Source organism: Natrinema sp. CGMCC1.2065, from assembly GCF_051225675.1.
Taxonomy (GTDB): domain Archaea; phylum Halobacteriota; class Halobacteria; order Halobacteriales; family Natrialbaceae; genus Natrinema; species Natrinema thermotolerans.
Genome location: NZ_JBPJSJ010000018.1, coordinates 1 through 21,481, shown reverse-complemented (window position 1 = coordinate 21,481; position 21,481 = coordinate 1). Strand labels below are relative to the sequence as shown.

Below are 21,481 nucleotides of genomic sequence, written 5' to 3'. Positions count from 1 at the left end.
TCTCGATTCTCCGGTAACCATTTGCCCGACGACGTTTTTCCGGACCATATGGACGTCATTCACACGGCGCTGTGGGTCTCGGATCTCGACCGCACCCGGGCGTTCTACGTCGACGCCCTCGGACTCGAGGAGAACTGGTCGTTCGTGACCGACGATGAGGTCGAGAACGTCTACATCGGCGGCGAGAACGCGGAGTTCCAGTTCAAGTACGATCCCGAGGGCGGCCCGGAGATCGATTCCGGGACGATGGCCCACGTCGCGGTCGGCGTCGACAGCGTCGACGAGGTCTTCGATCGACTCGTCGAACGGGTCGATCCGCCGGTCCACGAGGAACCGATGACGATGGACGACATCGGCGTCCGCGTTGCCTTCCTCGAGGACCCGGACGGTTACGTGGTCGAACTGGTCGAAGAACTCGATTCCTAGTCCGACTCGCCGGCCGCAGCGGGGTTCGTCACGGTCGGCTCCGTCCGAACGACCTGGACGAGGAATCCGGCCGCGATCGTGACGACGGCGGCCAAAAACAGCCACGACGTGCGGTAGCCCACCGTGTCGGCCAGATAGCCGAACGCGGGCGGGGCGACGAGTGCGCCGCTCGTCAACGCGAGTTGGCCGCCGGCGGTCGCACCGCCCATCTCGTCGGCGCGGACGAGCGTCGCCATGACGGAGTAGTAGACGCCGGTGTAGCCGAGGACGAAAAAACCGAGAACCGAGAAGGCGACTGCGGCGCCGCGTTCGCTCGTCGTCGACGCGACGACGACGAACATGACGGCACTGCCGATCGATTGGGCGATCAGCAGCGAGCCGATCCTGACCCGTGGCTCCCCGGGGAGGGCGTCGCTCAGCCACCCGGTCAGCACGCGACCCACACTGCCGAACAACTGGACGAGTGCGAGGACGACCCCGCCGAACGCGACGGACGCGCCGACGGACTCCTCGACGTAGAGAACGGTGTAGCCCGTCGTCGTGAACAGGGCCGCTCCGAGAAAGAGCCCAGCAACGATCAACGAGCGGTACGCCCGATTCGAGAGCAGTTTGCGGAAGTCCGGATAGCCGGGCTCGTCCCCCTCGCTGTCGCTCGCGTAAAGCCGATAGAAGGCGACGGCGACGAGCAGTCCAACGGCGGCGGCGACGAGAAAGCCAGCCTGCCAGAACAGCGCGCCCGCGAGTCCGGTGACCAGCAGGGCGCTGATGCCGCTGCCACCGGTGACGCCGACCTGTTTGATCCCCATCGCGAGGTTCCGTCGACCGGAATCGATGTTGTCGAAGACGGCCTTGTTCGTCCCCGGAATCGCGGTGCCATACAGCGACCCGAGAACGAACACCGCCGCGAGCAACAGTGCGTAGGTGGGCGCACCCGCGACCAGCAGCGTCCCCGTCGCGAGTCCGAGCAGGCCAAGCGTCAGCGTCGTCCGCTCACCGAACCGGTCGGTCAGGGCACCGAGGGGCAACAGGAAGACGGCGTAGCCGAGGGTGAGTGCCGTGACGACGACCCCGACCGAAAACCGGGAGAGGCCGAAGGCGGTCCGGAAGAACGGCGTCGCCGCGAAGATCGTATAGTAACAGATGCTCGCCGAGATCTGCCACGTCGTGACCAACAGGACGGTCCGCCAGTCCGATCGCTCCATCCGCGGTACCCTTTGCAGAGGGGTTCGAAAAACGTGGCGGCGACGGTGTCCCCTGCCGAATCGATTGCGTGTATCGCCGACCCCGACGGGGCCGGCGGTGACTCGATCCGGGCGCTCGAGCGAACCCCACGAAAGACAATTATAGTAATCGGTGGGGCATTCGACTGACTGTCTGTTCGTTCGATGTCGAAAACGCCACCCGGACGTGTTCGTGATACCGGCAAAATGCGGACATCCGACGTGTCGAGTGCCGGCACCGACTAAACGATAATACTTTTCCATTGGCGTCCGAAATCCCTGAGTATGTCTGACGACCTCAAGAAAGGGCTCGAGGGCGTGTTGGTTGCCGAATCGGAGCTCAGCTCGATCGACGGTGATGCGGGCCGGTTGATCTATCGCGGCTACACCATCGAGGATCTAGCTCGCGGCGCGAGCTACGAGGAGGTCCTCTATCTGCTCTGGAACGGTCATCTCCCGACCGAGGACGAACTCGAGCCGTTTATCGAGGCCCTGCTCGAGGAACGCGAGGTCGACGACGACGTCCTCGACACGATGGAGCGGCTGGCCGCGGCCGGCGAGCGGCCGATGGCCGCGCTGCGGACCGCCGTCTCGATGTTTTCGGCCTACGAACCCGAGGACGACGCCGATCCCGAGGATCTCGACGCGACGCTCCGGAAGGGTCGTCGCATCACGGCCAAGATCCCGACCGCGCTGGCGGCGTTCGAACGCTACCGCCAGGGCGAGGAACCGGTCGACCCCGATCCGGACCTGGGGCTCGCCGCGAACTTCCTCTACATGCTGACCGGCGAGGAGCCGGACGACATCGCCGCCGAAACCTTCGATCAGGCGCTGATCCTCCACGCCGATCACGGGCTCAACGCCTCGACGTTTACCTCGATGGTCATCGGCTCGACGATGGCCGACATCTACAGCGCCGTCACTGGCGGCATCAGCGCCCTCTCGGGGCCGCTTCACGGCGGCGCGAACCAGGACGTCATGGAGGTCCTCATCGAGATCGACGAGAGCGACCTCGACCACCGCGAGTGGGTCGAGCAGGCGACCGCCGAAGGTCGGCGCATTCCCGGCTTCGGCCACCGCGTCTACAACGTCAAGGACCCCCGCGCGAAGATCCTGCAGGAACGCAGCAAGGAACTCGCCGAGACCGGTGAGGACAAGTGGTACGACTACACCACGACGATCGAGCAGTTCCTCACCGAGGAGAAGGGCCTCGTCGAGAAGGGGATCGCCCCGAACGTCGACTTCTACTCCGGCTCGGTCTACTACCAGCTCGGCATCCCGATCGACATGTACACCCCCATCTTCGCGATGAGCCGCGTCGGCGGTTGGATCGCCCACGTCCTCGAGTACCAGGCGGAAAACCGCCTCATCCGACCGCGCGCCCGCTATACCGGCCCGCAGGATCAGGCGTTCGTCCCGCTCGAGGAACGGTAACGGCCGCGAGTCGTTTCGGTTCGGGTTCGATCGCGCGCGAACGTTTTCGGCGGATTCAGTACCGATCGCTCAGTTCTCGGACCAGCACGGAGACCCCGATCAGCGAGGTCAGCAGGACGGTGAGGTTGAACGCGGCGTGGACGAGCGGCCGGTACTTGGGGTCGACCCAGAGGTCGATGGCGTCGGTCACGCTGCCGTAGAACCGGATCAGCGCGACGACCGCGACCACCGAACAGACGGCGAGGCCGCCCCAGACGAGGTATCGCCGGATCGCCGCCGAACGCGGATCGAGCCCGTCGTCCGAATCGGCGGTCGGCGGCGCATCGTCCGTCTCATCGCGGTACTGGTCGTCCGGCGGTGCCTCGAGCGTCGTCTCGGTGTCGGTCGGTGTTTCGGTCATTGGAACCTCCGTGCGAGGGCGATCGTCGCGAGGACGGCGGCCGCGGTGACGGCGATCCCGAAGCCGGGCGTGCCGTCGCCGCTTCCGTCCTCGCCGTCGGCGGCGTCCTCGGACGCGTCGTACCCGTCACTGCCGTCGTCCGCGGCAGTCGAGCCGCCGGCGAAGTCGCTCACCTCGAGGCCGCCCGACGCGGTCGTCTCGTTGACCGACAGCGATCCCGGGCCGAGGTTGGCGACCGAGCGGTCCGTGCCGACGATCGTGCCGTCCCGCCACAGCACCGCGTCGAGGTAGTAGTCGTATTCGGCCGGGACGGTGAGTTCGGCGGTCGGCGACGCGGTCTTCCCGGGCTCGATCGTCGACAGGTCGACGGTCGCCGCGTCGGCGACGACGTTCGACCCCGACTGCCGGGCGACGACCTTGAGTTCGAGATCGGATTCGGGGTCGTCGCCGGTGTTGGTGAGGTAGCTATCGACGGCGAGCGTCGCCCGCTCGTCGGTGGTCGACTCGATCGAATAGCCGATCGCGGGTACGTCCGCGAGGCTTCCGCCCGACCCGCCGCCGAACCGGTGGAACTCGACGTCGGTGTCGGCGTAGGCCGGAGTCAGCGAGCCGACGCCCTCGACGGTGTGGCTCGTCGACTCGGTCCGGTTGCCACCCCGGTAGACCAGTGTCTCGATCTCGTAGCCGCTCTCCCGGGGGACGGCGACCGAACTCGAGACGACGTGTTCGGACTCCTCCTCGAGCCGGCCGACCTCGCGTTCGGTCGTCGCCTCGACGAGGCCGCTCTCCGTATCGATCGCTCGGTGGACGACGGTGACGTTTTCGACTGGACCGCCGCGGTGGTCGAGATACGTATCGACCGCCAGCGTCGCCGTGCCGCCGGTGACGCTGTCGGCGCTGATCGTCAACTCCGTCAGCGAGACGTGGCCGGCGGGTTCGACGTCGCTGGCCGTCTCGGACGCGGCTGGATCGGACACCGCGCCGGCGAGAGCGAGCGTCGTGAGCGCCCCGAGGACGACCACGAGCGTCGCGACGGCGAGGAGGGACTCGCGGTTCATGCCCGAACGGTCCGATCAGTTGTATAAGTGCTTTGTGTAATTTAGGGTGAACGTCCCGCGAGACGATCGTCCCGGTCCCAGGCGGTACGTGCAAGTCCTTCGAGGCCGAATCGCGGCCCGTGACGGTCTTCGTCTACGGGACGCTGACCGACCCCGAACGGGTGGCATCCGTTCTCGAGACGACGCCCGCGGCGGCAGCCCGGCTGTTCGTCGGCCACGCGACGCTCGAGGGGCTTCAGCGGGTCGACGGCCGGTATCCGACGCTCGTTCCCGGCGGCAGCGTCGACGGTCGGTTGCTCGCGGTCGGCGACGCGGCCCTCGCGTCCCTCGACCGCTACGAGGGCGTCGAGAGCGGGCTCTACGTCCGGGTCGCAGTCCCGTCCGTTGACGCCGACGGTGATCGGCGGGACGGCTCGAGTATCGCGTCGGATCGGGTGACTGCCGCCGACGCGACGACCGAGCGGTCGTGGGTGTACGTCGGCGACCCGGCACGACTCGCGGTCGATGCAACTTGGCCGGGTGACGGCCCGTTCGGCGACCGCGTTCGCCGGCTCGTTTCGCGGGCCGATGTCGTCGTTCGGAACCGCGAATGACACCCGTCGTCCTTCCGTCTGACGCGGTGATTAACCCGCCGCCTTCGTGTGGTTTCACTTTCACTGCGGGTGCATGAGATTTATATGGTCACGGTCCCCTTCTCCAGTCGCACGTCACACGCCGTGCATTCCCTGTATTCCCTGTCGTGTTGCCCGACTGGCAACACATCCTGTTGGGGGTGGGCGGGCCCCACGGGCTCCCCGTTCCCTGACAGAAATCCTTACACTCCACGTCCCGTAGTCGGGGGTATGCTCGAACTCTCGGATATTCTCGAGGCACGCGAGCGGGTCCGGGAAACCTCTCGGCACACGCCGCTCGAACACTCACACACATATTCGTCGATGACCGGAGCAGACGTCCGGCTGAAACTGGAGAACTTCCAGCGGACCGGCTCGTTCAAGATCCGCGGGGCGACCAACCGGATCGCGACCCTCTCCGAGTCCCAGAAGGACGCGGGCGTCGTCACCGCCAGTGCGGGCAATCACGCGCAGGGCGTCGCGCTGGCGGCCACCAGGTCCGGCGTCGACTCGAAGATCGTCATGCCCGAACACGCGCCGATTTCGAAGGTCAAAGCGACCAAGAACTACGGCGCGGAGGTCGTCCTCGCGGGCCAGGACTACAACGAGGCCGCCGAACGCGCCCACGAGATCGAACGCGAGGAAAGCCGCACCTACGTCCACGCCTTCGACGACGAGGACGTCATGGCCGGCCAGGGCACCATCGGCCTCGAGATCATCGACGACTGTCCCGACGTCGAAACCGTCGTCGTTCCGATCGGCGGCGGCGGGCTCATCAGCGGGATCGCGACCGCGATCAAGGAGCAACAGCCCGAGGCCCGCGTGATCGGCGTCCAGGCCGATGGGGCCTCCAGCGCCGCGAAGTCCCTTGAGAAGGGCGAGCGGGTCTCCCTCGACGGCGTCGATACCATCGCCGATGGGATCGCGACCCGCAGCGTCGGCGAGCAGACCTTCCCCCACATTCAGGAGTACGTCGACGAGGTCGTCACCGTCTCCGACCCCGAGATCGCCGTCGCCCTGGTCTACCTGCTCGAGCGCTCGAAGACGGTGGTCGAGGGCGCGGGCGCGGTGGCGCTCGCCGCGGTGTTGTTCGAGAAGTTCGACTACGCCGAGGACGAGGTCATCGTCCCCGCGCTCTGTGGGGGCAACATCGACCTCAATACCCTGACCAACGTCATCGTCCGCGGCCTCGTCGAGACCGGCCGCTACCTGAAGATCCGGACCGTGCTGAAAGACCGCCCCGGCGCGCTCGAGGACCTCCTCGACGTCTTCACCGCCCACCGGGCGAACATCTATGCGATCCACCACGACCGGACCTCCCGCGAGGTCGAGATGAGCGACACGGAAGTCGAGATCGAACTCGAGATGCGCGGTCCCGACCACGTCGACGCGTTCCTGTCGGCGCTGCGGGACGCGGGCTACGAAGTCGACGTGCTGGCCTGATCGGGAGGAACGGCCTCGAGCGATCCGTCGCCCGATCACGATCGCCGTTCTGATGGAGCGGGACTGGTCGTCGTGTTCCGGTCTAGCCCGGTAGCCCGGCGGGGACGTTTCGGGGGTCGACAGTCTGCCGATCGGTCCCGAGAAACCGATACCGGTGAACGGCTCGAACTGCGCGACGACGGACGAAGTGCGACTGTTCTCCAACGACCCCGTTGCGAGCCGTAATCACCGACCCACTGGCGACGAGAGCGTGAGTGCCTGGTATACTCCGCTCGATAACGATAGCGACGCGTGTCCATCAACTTCTACCGCGTGGCAGTCGTTGAGCGGGTCTGCGAACATCGCCAAAACTTGAGACCTACTCGCTCCTCAAACTGGCTCAACTGGACGTTCGAAAATTTATTTCAGATATACTCGAGTAGTGACTATGGGGCATGAGACAAATATACGATCATATTGACGATTGGGCGGACAATCTATCCCGTAGTGAATCTGCCGTTCTTGCCGGCGTTTTATCCGCTCTCGGGTATTCCGTACTCGCGACGTTGCTAATGGTAGAGCCACCGCCACCGATTCCTGGTGGCATTTCTCTGGGTATTATAGTGATGATAACGACGTATCTCTTCACCTTTAGACACAAGGAGTAGGGAAAGGGTGTGTCAACGGTAGTCGTGGATGCGTTGTGGGGAACGGCGAAGAGCCCGGGATCGACTCCGTAGACCGTGTTGAGTGTTCATACGATACTCGAGGTGGTGTGTAGATATGGGCAAAATGTGAGAAACATGGAATTAAATTCCGACCAAGTGATCGCCGGGAGTCGATGTCTGTGGACGGCACCTCCCCGGCTGCGATCGGCCGGGGATTTCGCCCGCTTTTAAGCCGTCTCGGTCCGAGGTGTTGGACATGAAACGAATCATCGAAACCGACGACGCGCCCGCTGCCGTGGGTGCCTACAGTCAGGCGACCAGCAACGGCTCGCTGCTGTTTACCGCCGGCCAGATCCCCATGACCGCCGACGGCGACCTGCTCGACGACGAGCCCATCGCGGCCCAGACCGAACAGGCGCTGTACAACCTCGATGCCGTCCTCGACGAGGCCGGCGGCGGCTACGAGGACGTCCTCAAGGTGACCGTCTTCCTCGAGGACATCGACGACTTCGACGCCATGAACGAGGCCTACGCCGACTACTTCGACGACGAGCCGCCGGCCAGAAGCGCCGTCGAGGTCGCCGCCCTCCCGAAGGGCGTCGGGATCGAGATCGAAGCCGTCGCCGATCTCGAGTGAACCCGGTGAGCGTCGCGTGAGCGGCTATCCAGCCGGAAAGATGGGGATCGGGCCGCGGACCAAGTCGGCGGTCCTGTGGGGGCTCGTCGGCGGACTGGCGTTTCTGGTCCTCGTGCAGGGGTATGCCCTGCTCGTGACACCGCTCGTACGGTTCACGGTCGCGGTAGCGCTGGCGACCGCGGTCGGAATCGGCGCGGGGCTGGGAGCGTACCTGCTCGAGCCCCGGATCGCCGCGTGGGCGCTCGACCGCGGGCGCGGCGACGGATCTCGTAAGGGTTAAACGAGGGACGCGGTTAGGATAGCGTGAGCCAGGATGGCCGAACGGTAAGGCGCACGCCTGGAAAGCGTGTTCCCTTTGGGATTCAGGGTTCAAATCCCTGTCCTGGCGTTTTCGTGATTTCACTTGCTGCGAGCGACGCGTAGCGGCGCGAGTAATTCGAAATCACGAAACGCCACAGATGGGATTTGAATCAGACCAGTCGCAGCGCCGAGCGAAGCGAGGCGATCGTCTGGGCGTGGTTCAAATCCCTGTCCTGGCGTTTTTGTCGCGAACAACTTCGTGAGCGACGAAAACACAACGTCGGGATTTGAACACGCGAGTCGCACGCGGCCGAACGCAGTGAGGCCGATCGTCTCGTAACTGTTCAAATCACTCACCTTCTGTCTCCCGTTACTGTGAATTAGTGGACATACCTGCTACGATAAGCGCAAATAGTATGGATGAATTGAAATAACCGACCAGAAGACTTTCACCTGTCGTTCCGTGACCGGGCCGTAGATGCGACGCACACTGCTCGTCGTGACGCTGGCGGTACTCGTATCGCTCGCCGGCTGTTCGGGGCTCGGCGGAGACTCGGCCGACCCCTCGCCGGAGGGCGACGACTCGGCAACGCCCTCCGCAGACGGTAACAGTACTGTCGAGTCCGGCGACTCGACGCTCGACGCGACGGACACCAACCAGTCGGTCACGATCGAGGCCAACGAGTCGGTCAACGGCAGCGAGTGGGAGTCGCTCTCGGTGACCTACCCGCGCGAGAACTTCACCGTCGACAGCGCCCAACACGAGGACATCGTACTCGGTGCCGACACGACCGGCGACGGCGTCGTGGACCGGGAGTTCAACGAGACACACATTAGCGGCGTCAACAACAACGACTACTCGTTCACGATCGAACTCGACACCGACTACACGCTCGAGTCCGGCGACGTAGTCGTCGCAGCCTACCCCGCGGTCGACAACCCGTCCGAACCGGGCGAGTACACGGTCGAGGTAATGATAAACGAGGCCCAGACCGCGAACGGAACGATCACGATCACGGACGACGGGAACTGATCGCGCTCGAGTCGCGAGCGGACGGCGACCCGACGGCTCACGAGTCATTTCTTCCGACGGCGGAAAACGGGTAGGGGTACCGGAGCGCGTTACCGCTCGATCTCGACAGGGGATTCGGTCGCGATCCAGCAGTCGGGGTCGTCAGGATCTCGGAGTTCGAGCGCGCCGCGCTGACACACCACCATTTCGTATCGATCGTCCATGTTGACCCCATCGAAGGATCGACCGGGATCGGGTATCGTAACGCGGTCCGTACCCGGCGGTTCGGCCGGAGTAACGGCTTCCTACCGCCCCAAATCCGTTCGGCCGGTCGCTCGAGGGAGCCACTGACACCCCGTCGCCGCGGCGGCCGGCGAGCCACGACCGGACAACCCTTTGGGCCGTCGGGCCGAGGATCGGGTATGTGCGGTCGCTACACGCTCACCGTCGACGGGGACGACCTCGAGGCGCGGTTCGACGCCCGGCTTTCCGACTCCGGGTTCGAACCCCGGTACAACATGGCACCTGGCCAGGAGCTGCCGGTGATCACGAACGAGGAGCCCGAGGTCTTTCGACGCCTCGAGTGGGGGCTGGTCCCGTCGTGGGCCGACGACGACAGTGACGGGCTGATCAACGCGCGGGCCGAGTCCGTCGACGAGAAGCCGAGTTTTCGCGAGGCCTACGAGCGACGGCGGTGTCTCGTCCCCGCGGACGGGTTCTACGAGTGGGTCGAGACCGAAGACGGTGAGGGAATCGGCGATTCGCGATCCTCGTCGGATCGGGGATCCGACGGCGGGAAACGCCCCTATCGGGTCGCCTTCGAGGACGAGCGGGTGTTCGCGATGGCGGGGCTGTGGGAGCGCTGGGAGCCGGACGCGACCCAGACCGGACTCGACAGTTTCGGCGGCGGCCTTGAGGGCGGAACCGAGACCGGCCCCCTCGAGACGTTTACCATCGTCACGACCGAGCCCAACGACCTCGTCGCGGACCTTCATCACCGGATGGCAGTGATCCTCGACCCCGACGACGAGCAGCGGTGGCTGTCGGGCGAGGCCGGTCGGGAACTGCTCGAGCCCCGGTCGGCCGACGGGATGACGGCGTATCCTGTTTCGACCGCGGTCAACGACCCGGCGACGGACGAGCCGTCGCTGGTCGAACCGGTCGAGACGGTGTGATACGGACTGCTGTAAGTTATTTCCGGAGCGACCGCGAGCCGTCCTGCGGTCGCCCCAGTAAACAGTTACAGCAGACCGTATGACGCGGCGGCCGCGCGACCGTCCCGTTCCAACGAATATATGGTTTAGGCTTGCCTAATCCTCCCGCATGGAACTGACGAGGCGGGACGCGGTCGCCGCGTTGTCTGCGCTCGGCGTCGGGGGGACGCTGGCGGGCTGTGTCTCCCCGCCCGGTTCGGAGCCGGTCGACGTCGATCGCCTCCACGAGACGCTGGTCGCGGCCGCCGAGGTCGTCTACCCGAGCGAGGTATCCGGGATCGACCCGTTCGTCGCGGCCTTCCTCGAGGGGCGACTCGCGGACCGGGCCCACATCGAAGGGCTCGAGGCGGCGGTCGCGGAACTGGACGAGAACGCGCGGGTGTGGTTCGACGATGGGTTCACGGCACTGTCGGTCGCCGACCGCGACCAGGTCTTGCGGAACGTGGGTGCCGACGAGGCCGACGAGGACCCGTCGGGGACGGCGAGCGAACGGGTCCGGTACTACGTCGTCAACGACCTCCTGCTGGCGCTGTATGCCTCGCCGACCGGCGGCGAGCTGGTCGGCCTCGAGAATCCGCAGGGCCACGCGGGCGGGACCGGGAGCTACCAGCGGGGGCCGAACGCGTGAGCTGGGACCGGCCGCCGGCCGGCTCGGCGGTACCGACCACTGACGACGCCGACCGAACCCCCGTCAGGGACGCCGACGTCTGTGTCATCGGCGCGGGGCCGGCCGGCGGAATCGTCGCTGACCGCCTCGCCGAGGCCGGCCGCGAGGTCGTGATCCTCGAGGCCGGGCCGCGGTTCGATCCCGACGATCGGCTCGCCCGGCAGGAACGCGCGATCCGTCCCGCCTACGACCGCCCGGACGTCTGGGACGGCGATCCGGAGCGGGATGCCTACGAGTCCACCGGCGAGCGGTTCTACCCGCTGAACCACGCCCGCGCCCGCGGCGTCGGCGGCTCGACGCTGCACTGGCAGGGGATGGTAATGCGGCTCCACGAGGACGACTTCGCTTCCGAAAGCGCCCGCGGCGTCGGGGCCGACTGGCCGATCGACTACGAAGACCTGCGGCCCTACTACGCCGCGGCCGAGCGGGAACTGGGCGTGGCAGGGGCCGACGACAACCCGTTCGCCCCGCCCCGGGAGGAGCCTCATCCGATGCCGGCCTTCCCGCCCTCTTACAGCGACTCGCTGTTCGCCGCGGCCTGCGACGAACTCGAGATCGCGATGCACTCGGTGCCCAACGCACGCAACTCGGAGGGCTACGACGACCGCAGCGCCTGCGTCGGCTACGGCACCTGTCAACCGGTCTGTCCGTCCGGCGCGAAGTACGACGCGACCGTCCACGTCGAGCGTGCCGAGCAACGGGGCGCGACGGTGATCGACCGCGCGCCGGTTCAGCGACTCGAACACGGGCCCGACGCGATCGAGGCGGCCGTCTACGCGACGCCGGACGGCGAGCGCCACCGCCAGTCAGCCGACGCCTTCGTGATCGCCTGCGGCGGCGTCGAGACACCGCGCCTGCTCTTGCTCTCCGAATCCAGTCACTATCCGGACGGGCTGGCCAACTCGAGCGGGCTCGTCGGCCGGTACTTCATGGACCACCTCTTCGCGGGCACCGGCGGCGTCCTCGACGAACCCACCCGGCAGAACCACGTCGGCTTCCTCACCAGCGAGTCCCACCAGTTCTACGACGAGGCCGACGCCGAACAGGCTCCCTTCAAGCTCGAGTTCTTCAATTACGACGGCCCCTCGCCGGCCGGGATGGCCCTTTCGAGCGACGGCGCGGACTGGGGCGACGACTTGCTCGCGGAACTCCGCTCGGCGTATGGCACCCACATCGGCATGGGCGGCCTCGTCGAACAGCTCCCTCGCGAGGACAGCTACGTCGGGCTCGATCCCTCGACGACCGACGATCACGGTAATCCGGTGCCCGACGTCCACTGGACCGTCGGCGATCGCGCGCTCGAGACGATCGAGCGCGTCAACGAGATCCAGGAACGGATCCTCGCGGAACTCGGCGCGGAGATCACCTGGCAGGCCGGGCCCGAGGGAACGGGGCCGGCCTACCATCACATGGGAACGACCCGGATGGGGTCGGAGCCGGCCGAGAGCGTCGTCGGCCCCGACCTGCGAACCCACGATCTCGAGAACTGCTGGATCGCCTCGAGCAGCGTCTTCCCGACCGGCGGGGCGATGAACCCGACGCTGACGATCGCGGCGCTGGCGCTGAAGGCAGCCGACCACGTCCTCGAGGCCGCGTAACGGCGGCTGAACGCCATCCGGCTCGGCGTTCCCGAACGCGGTCCACACCACAGCTTCTTTTGAGCGGCAGCCGATGGGGGAGCTATGAATCGGGTACGGCTCGCGGGAGTCGGGGTGGCCGCCGTCGGCGTCGTCGGGTACGTCGTCGGGATTTCCGTCGCGTATGCCGGTCGAGCGTTCTCCCTGACCGCGATCATGGTCGGGTTCACGCTCGTCGCGATCGCACGGTCGTCGGCGACCGGGGGCGAGACATGACCCTTCGCGCCATGGTCTACGCCGACGACGGCATAGAGCGATACGACGATCCGGCGGCCGCAGTCGCCGCACCGGGGGAGACGTGGGTTCACGCCGCCGGGATCGAACCGGACGAACTGCAGACGCTCGAGGATCGGCTCGGAATCCATCCGCTGGCCGTCGACGACGTTATCGACGACCAGACGCGGCCGAAGACCGCCGAGTACGAAACGCACACGTTCGTTCTCCTCAAGACCGTCAGCCTCAGTCAGCGCGACGAGGTCGCGCTGCAAAAGGAGATCCGGACCCACACTGTCGGCTTTTTCATCGGCGAGGGGTGGCTCGTGACGATGTCGACGACCGACATCGACGTCGTCGACCAGTCGGCCACGCAGTGGGCGAAGAACGAACGCCGGGTCGCGAACCGCGGCACGGACTTCCTCGCCTATCGGCTCATGGACGCCATCGTCGACGACTACTTCGACGTTCTCGACGAGATCGAGGACGACATCGAAGCGGTCGAGGAGCGCGTTCTCGACGAGCCGGAGCCACGGATACTGGAGGACCTGAACGACGTCCGCCGGGACTTGCTGGCCTTCCGGAAGGTCGCCTGGCCGGCCAGGGAGGCGATCTCGTCGCTCTCCCGCGGCGACATTCCGGAGGTCGCCGACGAGAACGAGAAGTACTTCCGCGACGTCTACGACCACCTCGTGCAGGTCGTCGATCTCATCGAGACCTACCGCGACCTCACCGGTGGCTCCCGCGATATCTATCTCAACGCCGTCTCACAGTCGACCAACGACGTGATGAAGACGCTAACGGTCGTCGCGACCATCTTCATCCCCCTGACGTTCGTCGCCGGGATCTACGGGATGAACTTCGCGGAGACGCCGCTTGCCATGCCCGAACTCTACTGGACGTACGGCTATCCGGCGGTCATGCTCGGGATGGGGGCGGTTGCCGGACTGATGCTCGTCTACTTCCGTCGGCAGGACTGGATCTGACCGATCCCGCCCCGACGAACGGGGACCGGTGTCCCGACTGTTTTAGGCAAACCTAAACGCATAAATACGGCGCGCAGAGAGTACCGGCAATGAGTGATGGGGTCCAGCCCGCGACGACCGACGGTTCGGACGAGGAGTACACCTTCGAAGACGTCAGCGTCGTCATGGGGACGTACAACGAGGAGGAAGCGATCGGCAAAGTACTGACCGACATCGACGAGGTCACCGACGGGACGGCCGAGGTCGTCTGCGTCGACGGCTCGTCGGATCGAACCCCCGAAATCGCCCGCGACCACGGCGCGACGGTCATCGAACAGGAGCCACAGGGGTACGGCGTCGCCGTCCGTGCGGCCGTCTTAGAGCCTGACCGGCCGATCGTCGTCACGACCGACTGCGACGACACCTATCCCATGGAGCAACTTCCGGAGTTTCTCGCGTTGATCAACGACGGCTACGACGTCGTCAGCGGCGACCGGCTCTATCACGGCGCGGACGCGATGCCGGCGCTCAACCGCCTCGGCAACCACGCCTTCGCCGCGGTCGCGAGCCTCCTCATGGGCACCCGCGTCCACGACACCACGACCGGCATGCGGGCCTACCGGCGCGACGTCGTCGAGGACATCGAGTGGACGGAAAACACCGGCCTCTCGGCGGAACTGCTGATCCGGCCCCTGATGCGCGGCTACGACGTCCGCGAACACCCGATCGAGTACCGCGAGCGCGCCGGCCAGACCAAGCTCGACCCGTTCAAAGGCGGGGCCGAGATCGCCCGCTCGATCGTCAAAGTATCACTCGAGGAACGGCTTCGAGAACTCCCACACCGGCCGACCCAGTAGTCGACGTACCTGCTCGTTCTATAGTAGCCGCTGAAACGATTTACACACTGATCGCAACGCTGTCGTGCGATCAGGTGTGCAATGACTTTCAGCGGCTACTATAGTCGGACCCGTTCCGATCCAGCGCCGTGAGTTCGGTCTGGACGAAGATGCCGTCGGGCGCGCTCTCGGGGAGGTACGCGGCCTCGCCGCCACAGTCGCGGATCCCGCTACACCGCTCGACCCTGGGTGTCAGCGCCCGTGTCGTTCCGTTTTCGGCCGCCTCCACCGGCAGCTCGAGCCGGTAACTGAAGCTGTTGCCGGGCCCCCGATCGACGAACACGGTCAGCATCACGTCGTCGCGTTCGTCGACGGCGACCGAGTTGTTGGCCCCCCATGCCGCGCCGCGCAGCCACGCCTCGCCGTCGGTAACGACCACTCGGGTCGCCAACGGACTCGAGACATCGTCGGCGACGTAGGTGGCGCTCTCCTCGTCGGTCGTGATCGTCGCGCTAACGCCGCCGGCCGTTTCCGGGACGCCGACGGTCGCGTTCAGCGAGACCGTCTCACCGGCGACCCGGTCGACCCGCTGGAGCCGGGCTCCCTGTGGCGACCTGGCCTGTGGAGCCCAGGCCCCCCGATACGCGAGGCGGTACAGCGAGCGGTCGGGGTAGGCGTCGGCCACGTCGAACGGCCGCTCGTCGAGGGCGTAGACGCGCTCCCCGTCGAACCCGGGGTCGTTGCGAAGCGCCTGGAACGGATGCCCGAGCCAGTCGCCGTACGGCGTCGGCAGGTAGACGACCGCCGGCTCCTCGATCGTCCCGTCCTCGAGCGGGTCGTAGACCCGATCGTAGGTCTCGGTGATGGCCTCGTTTCGCTCGAGTTTCCCCTCGAGGGTCGTCGCGGTGACGCCGCCGACCGCGAGCCCGCTGACGAGCAACACCGCGACGACGACCGCGCGTGCGCGCTCCGGCGACAGCGATCGATCGGCCCGTCGGCGAACGCCGTCGAACAGCGCCAGCGCGCCGACGGCCGCGAAGGCCGCGACCGGGAGCAGGAGATCGAAGTGGTAGTAGGGGCCGTGCGTGGCGATCAGTCCAGTTCCGGCCCGATCGATGTCGCCGAGGACGTTGAAGTTCCCCCAGAAGTAGACGTTGCCGACGGCAATCGTCAGTAACTGTCCAGCGAGGATCGCCGCGCGTGGCGAGAGGCGTCGGCGGACGGTCAGCCCGAGTCCGACCGCGGCCAGCCCCGCGCCCAGCAGTCCGCCGACGACCCATTCGGTGAAAAACGACCGCAGTACCAGCGCGTTCGACCGCAGCGCCAGCCCGACGGTGTACTCGATCTCGTGTTCGAGGATGCGCCGACGGCCGAACCCGAGCCCGTCGAGCGGGGCGAACGCCTCGTAGGGGAACACAAGCGCCGATCCGGTCACGACGGCGTTGTAGCCGAGCGCGAGGGAAACGCCGGCCAGCCCGAACGCCGCCGTCGCAGCCTGTCGGGGAACGGCCCCGCGGAAATCCCGCCGGAGCGTCCAGCAGGCGTGGGCGATAACCGGCGCGGCGAACAGGACTGCCGTGTACGGCCGTGCGAAAAAGGCCAGCCCGATCGCCACGCCGGCCACGCCCGCGACCCGCAGGTCCCCCGTCCGGTCGGCCCGGAGGTAGGCGTATGCAAAGGCCAGATTGAGCATCGCCGTCGGCGCGTAGGGCAGGAACACCGCCGTTTGGATCAGGAACAGCGGCGAACACAACACGGCGACGGCGGCCACGAGGCCCGTCCGCCGGTCGAAGACCTCGCGCACGACCAGCGCCACGAGTGCGGGGACGGCTGCGCCGATCCCAGCCAGCGCGAGCCGGTAGCCGCCCACAATCTTCCCGAGCGCGAAGATCGCTGCGGGCACCGGCGAGTACTTCGGATAAAGCCGGCTGCCGTCCGTAACGAAGAACCAGGGGCGGAAGGCCTCCTCGACCGGCGGCCGGACGAACAGTTGCCCCTCGAGCAACATCGCCGCCTGCTGGAGGTAGACGCCCTCGTCGTGGTTGAGCGAGTGGTGAGGGAAAGTCCGCGTCGCGAGCAACCAGATCGCGATCGCACCGACGAGGGCGATAGCGGCGACCGCGGCCCGCCATCGTCGCCGTCTCATCGCCCACCTCGTGTTCGTCGTCCCGGCCCTGTTCTCACGGTCGTCACCGTCCTTCCTGTGCGAGCATCACGGCCATCGACAGCCCCGAGATGGCCACGAGGACGAGCGCCGGCACTGCCGCCTGTCCGTAGAGACCGGCCTCCTCGACCCGCCAGATGTAGGTTACGAGCGTCTCGAATCCGAGCGGGCGCAACATGAGCGTCGCCGGGAGTTCCTTCATCGTCGTGAGAAAGACCAGCGCGGCTCCGGCGGCCACGCCCGGCAGGATCAACGGGAGCGTCACCGACCGGAAGGCGTTCAGCCGCGATCGACCCAGCGTCCGGGCCGCCTCGACCAACTTCTGGTCGACCTGCAGCGTCGAGGTCCGGATCGAGCCGATCGCCTGGGGCATGAACCGGACGACGTAGGCAAAGATCAGCAGCGGAACGGTCTTGTAGATCGACGGTAGCACGTCGAGGCTGAAGCTGAGCAACGCGATCGCCAGCACGATCCCGGGCGTGGCGTATCCGATGTAGGGGGCCCGATCGGCCAGCGCCGCCACCCGCGAATCGGACGTCGCCGATCCGATCGCGATCGGCAGCGCCACCAGCACCGAGACGAGGGCGGCCAGCAGTGCGACGTAGGCCGAGTTGAACCCGTACTCCCAGTCGAATGTCAGTCGACCGAGCTGATAGCCGGGTCCGCCCGTGTTCAGCCACATGGTGAAGATGGCAATCGGGAGCCCGATAGCGAGCAGGGCGATCGCAACCGGCAACAGCAGGGCCGGATACCGCCACGCTCCGAGTTCGAGGTCGGCGGTACCGCGGTCGCCACCGCTCTCGTAGGCCCCGGAGTCGTCGGCACCGATGCGGGACTCGATCGCGAGGATGATCACGGTCACCGTCAGCAACTGCAGGGACAACAACGCGGCGTAGTCGCGGGCGAAGGCGTTGTATCTGGCGTAGATGAACTGCGTGAACACCTCGACGCGCATGATGTTCGGCGTGCCGAAGTCCGCGAGGGCATACAGGGCGACGAGCAACGCGCCGGCGGCGATCCCCGGCAGGATCTGCGGGAGGGTGATCCGGCGAAACGCCTCCCAGCGGCCCGAGTTGAGCGTCCGAGCGGCCTCCACGAGCGAACCGTCCATCGAGAGCAGGGACGCTCGCGTGGTCAAGAACACGTAGGGGTAGGTATACAGCGTCAACACGAACGCGGCACCCGCGAACCCGTATACCGAGGGGAGCGCGTCGATACCGAGGGGCTCGAGGAAGCCGACGAGTTCACCCTGTGGACCGAACGCCGAGACGAACGCGAACGCGCCGAGATAGCTCGGGACGGCCAGCGGCAACGCGATGAGGACGGTCCAGAACCGGGGGAACGGAATCTCGCCTTGGACCGTCAACACCGCGAGCGGGACGCCGATGAGGACGCTCGCACCCGTTACGATCGCGACGAGAGCGACGCTTCGGATCAGTACGTCGATCGTTTGGGAATCGACGGCGAGTTCGAACGCTCGAGTCCCGAGCCCGGCGGCGTCGACGACCAGCCAGAGCAAGGGGAGAACGAGAACGGCCGCGATGGCCGCGGCGAGCAGGGTGAGCCCGACGCCGGTGGCGCCGCTCCCGTCGTCGTCACCGGCTCGCTCGACCGTCTTCGCGACTCGATCCCGAACGCTCATTCCGTTATCCGGAGACGCCGGCTTCGTCCATCAGCTCGAGCGTCGGCTCGATGTCGGCCAGTTCCGCGAGGTCGATGTCCGGCGGGCTCAGCTCGTCGATGGTCGGCAGCCCGCCGACTGGTTCGACGCCCGAGATCATCGGATAGGCGAAACTGATCGTCGCGAAGTACTCCTGGGCCTCGGCCGAGAGCAGGTGGCGGACGAAGTTGTCGACCAGTTCGCCCTTCTGGGTGCCCTGTACCTTCAGCGCGCCCGCGACGTTGATCAACGCGCCGGCGTCGCCCTCGGTAAAGGCCAGATCGATCGGGGCGTCCGGCCGATTGTTCTTGACCCGCATCGCATAGTAGTGATTGGCGAACCCGGCCGACAGCGAGCCGTTGGCGACCGCCTCGGAGACGGCGTACTCGTTGCCGCGTCGTTCCGTTCCGGCCTCGCTCATGCTCTGTAGCCAGTTGCGGGTCTCGTCGTCGCCACGGAGCAGGCGCATGGCCGTCACGAAGGCCTTGAACGCGCCGTAGGTCGGTGCCCAGCCCATCGTCCCCTGCAGCGCGTCGGCGTCGGGGAACTCCTGCACCGTGGTCGGGATGTCCGACTCGCTCAATTCGTTCGTGTTGTACGGCACGGCACGGGCGCGTCCGGCGACGCCGGCCCACGCGTTGTCGTCGCCGACGAACTGACTGTTCCCGACCGCCTCGACCGCCTCGTCCGACAGCGGCTCGTAGGCGTCGTTTTCCGCGACGAACCCGAGGGAACTGGCGTCGATCGACCAGAAGACGTCGGCCTGGGCCGCGCCGGCGTCGGCCTCCTCGACGATCGTCTGTGCCAGCGACGACGAACTGTTGTCGGTCGAGTGGACCTCGAAGTCCGGATAGATGTCCTCGAGCATCTCCACGAACTCGTAGTAGATGCCGCCTTCACCGCCGCCGATGTAGAGCGCGAGGTCCCCGGAGAGGTTCGGGAGGTCCTCGATCGACGTGCCGCCCGGTGCCGGTCGGCCGTCGACCAGCGATCCGGACCCCCGAAACTCCGAGAGCGGCGGAATATCCGCGCTCTGTCCGTCGTCGAAAAACCCGAGACAGCCCGCGAGCGATGCGGCCCCGAACGCGGAGCCGACCTGTAACGCCCGCCGACGTGAAACTGCACGATTGCCCTGCTCGTCGTTCATACTCGATTTAGGTTAACCTAAAAACTTATAGTTGACGATTCAGTCGTCCGCGACGACCCGCGTGCCGTCGGCCTCGAGGCCGGCCACCGGGCGCAGCGTCGCCAGACAGTCGAGCCAGTCGCGCATGTACTCGCCGACGTGGTTGAAGAAGGCTCCGTTGTTGTAGTCGTCCCAGTCGCCCTCGGCGAGTTCATCGGCCATGGCCTCGAAGACCGCAGCGTAGGAGTCTGCCTCGCTGCCGGTCTCGTCGATTACCTGCCACAGGTGTTCGTTCAGTTCCAGCCCCGGCACCTCGTTGTTCAGGTCGTCGAAGGTGCTGCGGGGGGCCTTGTTGTGTTCACACAGCGGCGCGCCGTTGTAGATCCGCTTGCCCAGCACGTCACAGGCGCGCTTGAGGAACACGCCCGACCAGATGTCGTCGAATCGGCCCACGTCCCACTCGTTTTCGTCCATCGGGAGCTGGTAGAACGCGGGGATCACCTCCCGGCGGAACGCGAGGTTCATCGAACAGACCGTGAGGTAGTTGTCCCGTGCGGCGACGAAGTCCTCGCCGAAGTCATCGCTCGAGGTGCGGGTCTGGGCCTGGCCCTCGAGGTCGCCGTCCATCAGGATGCGGACGGCGTCGAGATCCGGTACGTTGGTCCACAGGCCCTGTGAGGCGACGACCTCGCCGCCGTCGACCTCAGTCGTCCCCGTCTCGACGGTCTCGCCCATCGCCGAGTATGGATAGCCCCGTGGGTAGAGCCCGTGTTCGTCCGCGTTCTGGTAGAGGACGTTGACCCACTGCTCGTCCGAGGAGACTGTCTCGATCTCGCCCTCGAACGCGAGGTTCTCCATGTGCGTGCCGAAGAAGTCCTCGTCCTCGTGAGGGAGCGTGTCGTCGTCGATGAAAAAGCCGTAGTCGAACTCGTCGTGGGCCCACATGTACAGCAGGCCAAAACTCGTCTCGGCGTGGCTGGCCGCCGGCACGACGTGGCCGTACTCGGCGACGTCGTGGGCCTCGTACCACTCCTCGCGACGGCTGCCGTCGAAGACCTCGCCCGAAACGCCCTCCTCCTCGAGCATGGCTTCCATTTCGTCGGTCTCACAGAAGTCCTCGGTCACGAGGACGACGTGGAGTCGCTCGAGGTCGAAGCCGTGGTCGCGGGCGTTCGCGAAGTACGAGCGCATGCACTCGTACTCCCGTATCGTCGGGACGATGACACAGATGTCCTGATTCATTGCTCGGCTATCTTTTAGGCGAGCCTAAAATACTATCGGTCTCCCGCGTCGGTTCCGCGGCCGTCGCGTCCGAGACGGAAAGCCCCAGCGCGGCGACCGCGCCGGCCCCGCCGACCAGTGTCACACCGTTTTTCAGCGCGTGGTCGACGATCGCCGCCGCCAGCGCGGTCCCCGCACCGATGGGAGTAAGCGCGACTACCAGCGCGGTAAAGGCCGCCTCGTAGAGTCCGACGCCGCCCTGAGACAGCGGGAGGACCTTCGCTAAGTTCCCGACGCTGACCGCCAGCGTCCCAACCGCCAGCAGCGGCCCGAGCGCGAGTCCGCTGCCCAGCGCTGCGAGTACCAGTACCGCCGTCAGCACGTCGAACGCCCAGATCAGCAGACTTCCCGCGCCGATCCGCGCGACCGCCCTCGGCTGGCGGGCGACGACCTGAACGTCCCCCGCGAACCCGAGCGCGGCCTCGAGCGCCCGCTCGAGACGCGGTCGGCCCACCGCTCGAGTCCGCAGTCGTGCGCCCAGTCCGTGGTCCGTCCGCGAGGCGGTGACGACGACGAATCCGACGCCGACG

At 66.5% G+C, this 21,481-nt stretch carries 21 protein-coding genes and 1 tRNA gene; 14 read left to right on the top strand and 8 right to left on the bottom strand.

Annotation, left to right across the window (positions count from 1 at the left end):
* The first annotated feature begins 48 nt into the window (after nucleotides 1-48).
* Nucleotides 49-426 (top strand): VOC family protein, encoded by a 378-nt coding sequence (locus ACSBP4_RS16120; RefSeq protein WP_049965972.1) that lies wholly within the window; start codon nucleotides 49-51, stop codon nucleotides 424-426.
* Here the strand turns inward: ACSBP4_RS16120 and ACSBP4_RS16115 are convergent.
* Entirely contained in the window at nucleotides 423-1,628 is a 1,206-nt protein-coding gene (locus ACSBP4_RS16115; RefSeq protein WP_435552821.1) for an MFS transporter, read from the bottom strand. The two genes, ACSBP4_RS16120 and ACSBP4_RS16115, sit on opposite strands and share 4 nt — an antisense overlap.
* Nucleotides 1,629-1,931: 303 nt before the next feature.
* Here ACSBP4_RS16115 and citZ point away from each other — a divergent pair, with 303 nt between their 5' ends.
* Nucleotides 1,932-3,080, top strand: a complete 1,149-nt coding sequence (citZ, locus tag ACSBP4_RS16110; RefSeq protein ID WP_435552820.1) for a citrate synthase — start codon at nucleotides 1,932-1,934, stop codon at nucleotides 3,078-3,080.
* Nucleotides 3,081-3,135: 55 nt separating this feature from the next.
* On the opposite strand, the gene ACSBP4_RS16105 is transcribed toward citZ, so the two are convergent.
* A complete protein-coding gene (locus ACSBP4_RS16105) occupies nucleotides 3,136-3,480 on the bottom strand; it encodes a hypothetical protein (protein WP_435552819.1) in 345 nt (114 codons plus the stop codon).
* Nucleotides 3,477-4,538, bottom strand: a complete 1,062-nt coding sequence (locus ACSBP4_RS16100; RefSeq protein WP_435552818.1) for a DUF7490 domain-containing protein — start codon at nucleotides 4,536-4,538, stop codon at nucleotides 3,477-3,479. The genes ACSBP4_RS16105 and ACSBP4_RS16100 overlap by 4 nt, the downstream gene beginning before the upstream one ends.
* A 119-nt stretch (nucleotides 4,539-4,657) precedes the next feature.
* Between ACSBP4_RS16100 and ACSBP4_RS16095 the strand changes: the two genes are divergently transcribed.
* The 12 genes from ACSBP4_RS16095 to ACSBP4_RS16040 all read left to right on the top strand — a co-directional run bounded on the left by ACSBP4_RS16095 (nucleotide 4,658) and on the right by ACSBP4_RS16040 (nucleotide 14,741).
* Entirely contained in the window at nucleotides 4,658-5,131 is a 474-nt protein-coding gene (locus ACSBP4_RS16095; RefSeq protein ID WP_049965977.1) for a gamma-glutamylcyclotransferase family protein, read from the top strand.
* Between the two features lie 249 nt (nucleotides 5,132-5,380).
* Complete coding sequence (gene ilvA, locus ACSBP4_RS16090; protein WP_049965978.1) at nucleotides 5,381-6,592, top strand: threonine ammonia-lyase; 1,212 nt, start codon at nucleotides 5,381-5,383, stop codon at nucleotides 6,590-6,592.
* A gap of 903 nt (nucleotides 6,593-7,495) precedes the next feature.
* Nucleotides 7,496-7,876 carry a Rid family detoxifying hydrolase gene (locus ACSBP4_RS16085; RefSeq protein ID WP_373631816.1) on the top strand — a complete coding sequence of 127 codons (381 nt, stop codon included), beginning with the start codon at nucleotides 7,496-7,498 and terminating at the stop codon, nucleotides 7,874-7,876.
* Between the two features lie 16 nt (nucleotides 7,877-7,892).
* The gene (locus ACSBP4_RS16080; protein WP_084158293.1) at nucleotides 7,893-8,156 is read left to right on the top strand and encodes a hypothetical protein; all 264 of its coding nucleotides are present in this window, start codon (nucleotides 7,893-7,895) and stop codon (nucleotides 8,154-8,156) included.
* 27 nt (nucleotides 8,157-8,183) lie between these two features.
* Nucleotides 8,184-8,264: transfer RNA gene (locus tag ACSBP4_RS16075), tRNA-Ser, on the top strand.
* A gap of 390 nt (nucleotides 8,265-8,654) precedes the next feature.
* Complete coding sequence (locus ACSBP4_RS16070) at nucleotides 8,655-9,209, top strand: hypothetical protein (RefSeq protein WP_435552817.1); 555 nt, start codon at nucleotides 8,655-8,657, stop codon at nucleotides 9,207-9,209.
* A 401-nt stretch (nucleotides 9,210-9,610) separates the two neighbouring features.
* The gene (locus ACSBP4_RS16065; RefSeq protein ID WP_435552816.1) at nucleotides 9,611-10,363 is read left to right on the top strand and encodes an SOS response-associated peptidase; all 753 of its coding nucleotides are present in this window, start codon (nucleotides 9,611-9,613) and stop codon (nucleotides 10,361-10,363) included.
* 148 nt (nucleotides 10,364-10,511) lie between these two features.
* Nucleotides 10,512-11,030, top strand: a complete 519-nt coding sequence (locus tag ACSBP4_RS16060) for a gluconate 2-dehydrogenase subunit 3 family protein (RefSeq protein WP_435552815.1) — start codon at nucleotides 10,512-10,514, stop codon at nucleotides 11,028-11,030.
* Entirely contained in the window at nucleotides 11,027-12,667 is a 1,641-nt protein-coding gene (locus tag ACSBP4_RS16055; RefSeq protein WP_435552814.1) for a GMC family oxidoreductase, read from the top strand. The genes ACSBP4_RS16060 and ACSBP4_RS16055 overlap by 4 nt, the downstream gene beginning before the upstream one ends.
* Before the next feature lie 84 nt (nucleotides 12,668-12,751).
* The gene (locus ACSBP4_RS16050; RefSeq protein WP_162834896.1) at nucleotides 12,752-12,922 is read left to right on the top strand and encodes a hypothetical protein; all 171 of its coding nucleotides are present in this window, start codon (nucleotides 12,752-12,754) and stop codon (nucleotides 12,920-12,922) included.
* Entirely contained in the window at nucleotides 12,919-13,905 is a 987-nt protein-coding gene (gene corA, locus ACSBP4_RS16045) for a magnesium/cobalt transporter CorA (RefSeq protein WP_435552813.1), read from the top strand. Before ACSBP4_RS16050 ends, corA begins: the two co-directional genes overlap by 4 nt.
* An 89-nt stretch (nucleotides 13,906-13,994) precedes the next feature.
* The gene (locus ACSBP4_RS16040) at nucleotides 13,995-14,741 is read left to right on the top strand and encodes a dolichyl-phosphate hexose transferase (RefSeq protein WP_049965983.1); all 747 of its coding nucleotides are present in this window, start codon (nucleotides 13,995-13,997) and stop codon (nucleotides 14,739-14,741) included.
* 88 nt (nucleotides 14,742-14,829) lie between these two features.
* Here ACSBP4_RS16040 and ACSBP4_RS16035 read toward each other — a convergent pair whose 3' ends face one another.
* From ACSBP4_RS16035 to ACSBP4_RS16015, 5 genes are all read right to left on the bottom strand, one after another.
* On the bottom strand, nucleotides 14,830-16,866 hold the full coding sequence (locus tag ACSBP4_RS16035; protein ID WP_435552812.1) for an ArnT family glycosyltransferase: 2,037 nt from the start codon (nucleotides 16,864-16,866) through the stop codon (nucleotides 14,830-14,832).
* 43 nt (nucleotides 16,867-16,909) lie between these two features.
* Nucleotides 16,910-18,526 carry an ABC transporter permease gene (locus ACSBP4_RS16030; RefSeq protein WP_006651156.1) on the bottom strand — a complete coding sequence of 539 codons (1,617 nt, stop codon included), beginning with the start codon at nucleotides 18,524-18,526 and terminating at the stop codon, nucleotides 16,910-16,912.
* 4 nt (nucleotides 18,527-18,530) lie between these two features.
* Nucleotides 18,531-19,691 carry an extracellular solute-binding protein gene (locus ACSBP4_RS16025; protein WP_006651157.1) on the bottom strand — a complete coding sequence of 387 codons (1,161 nt, stop codon included), beginning with the start codon at nucleotides 19,689-19,691 and terminating at the stop codon, nucleotides 18,531-18,533.
* A 39-nt stretch (nucleotides 19,692-19,730) separates the two neighbouring features.
* Nucleotides 19,731-20,912: an alpha-1 4-glucan-protein synthase gene (locus ACSBP4_RS16020; RefSeq protein ID WP_435552810.1), complete on the bottom strand. Its 1,182-nt coding sequence runs from the start codon at nucleotides 20,910-20,912 to the stop codon at nucleotides 19,731-19,733.
* Nucleotides 20,913-20,919: 7 nt separating this feature from the next.
* The coding region (locus ACSBP4_RS16015) for a lysylphosphatidylglycerol synthase domain-containing protein (protein ID WP_435552809.1) at nucleotides 20,920-21,481 on the bottom strand (562 nt) is incomplete at its 5' end.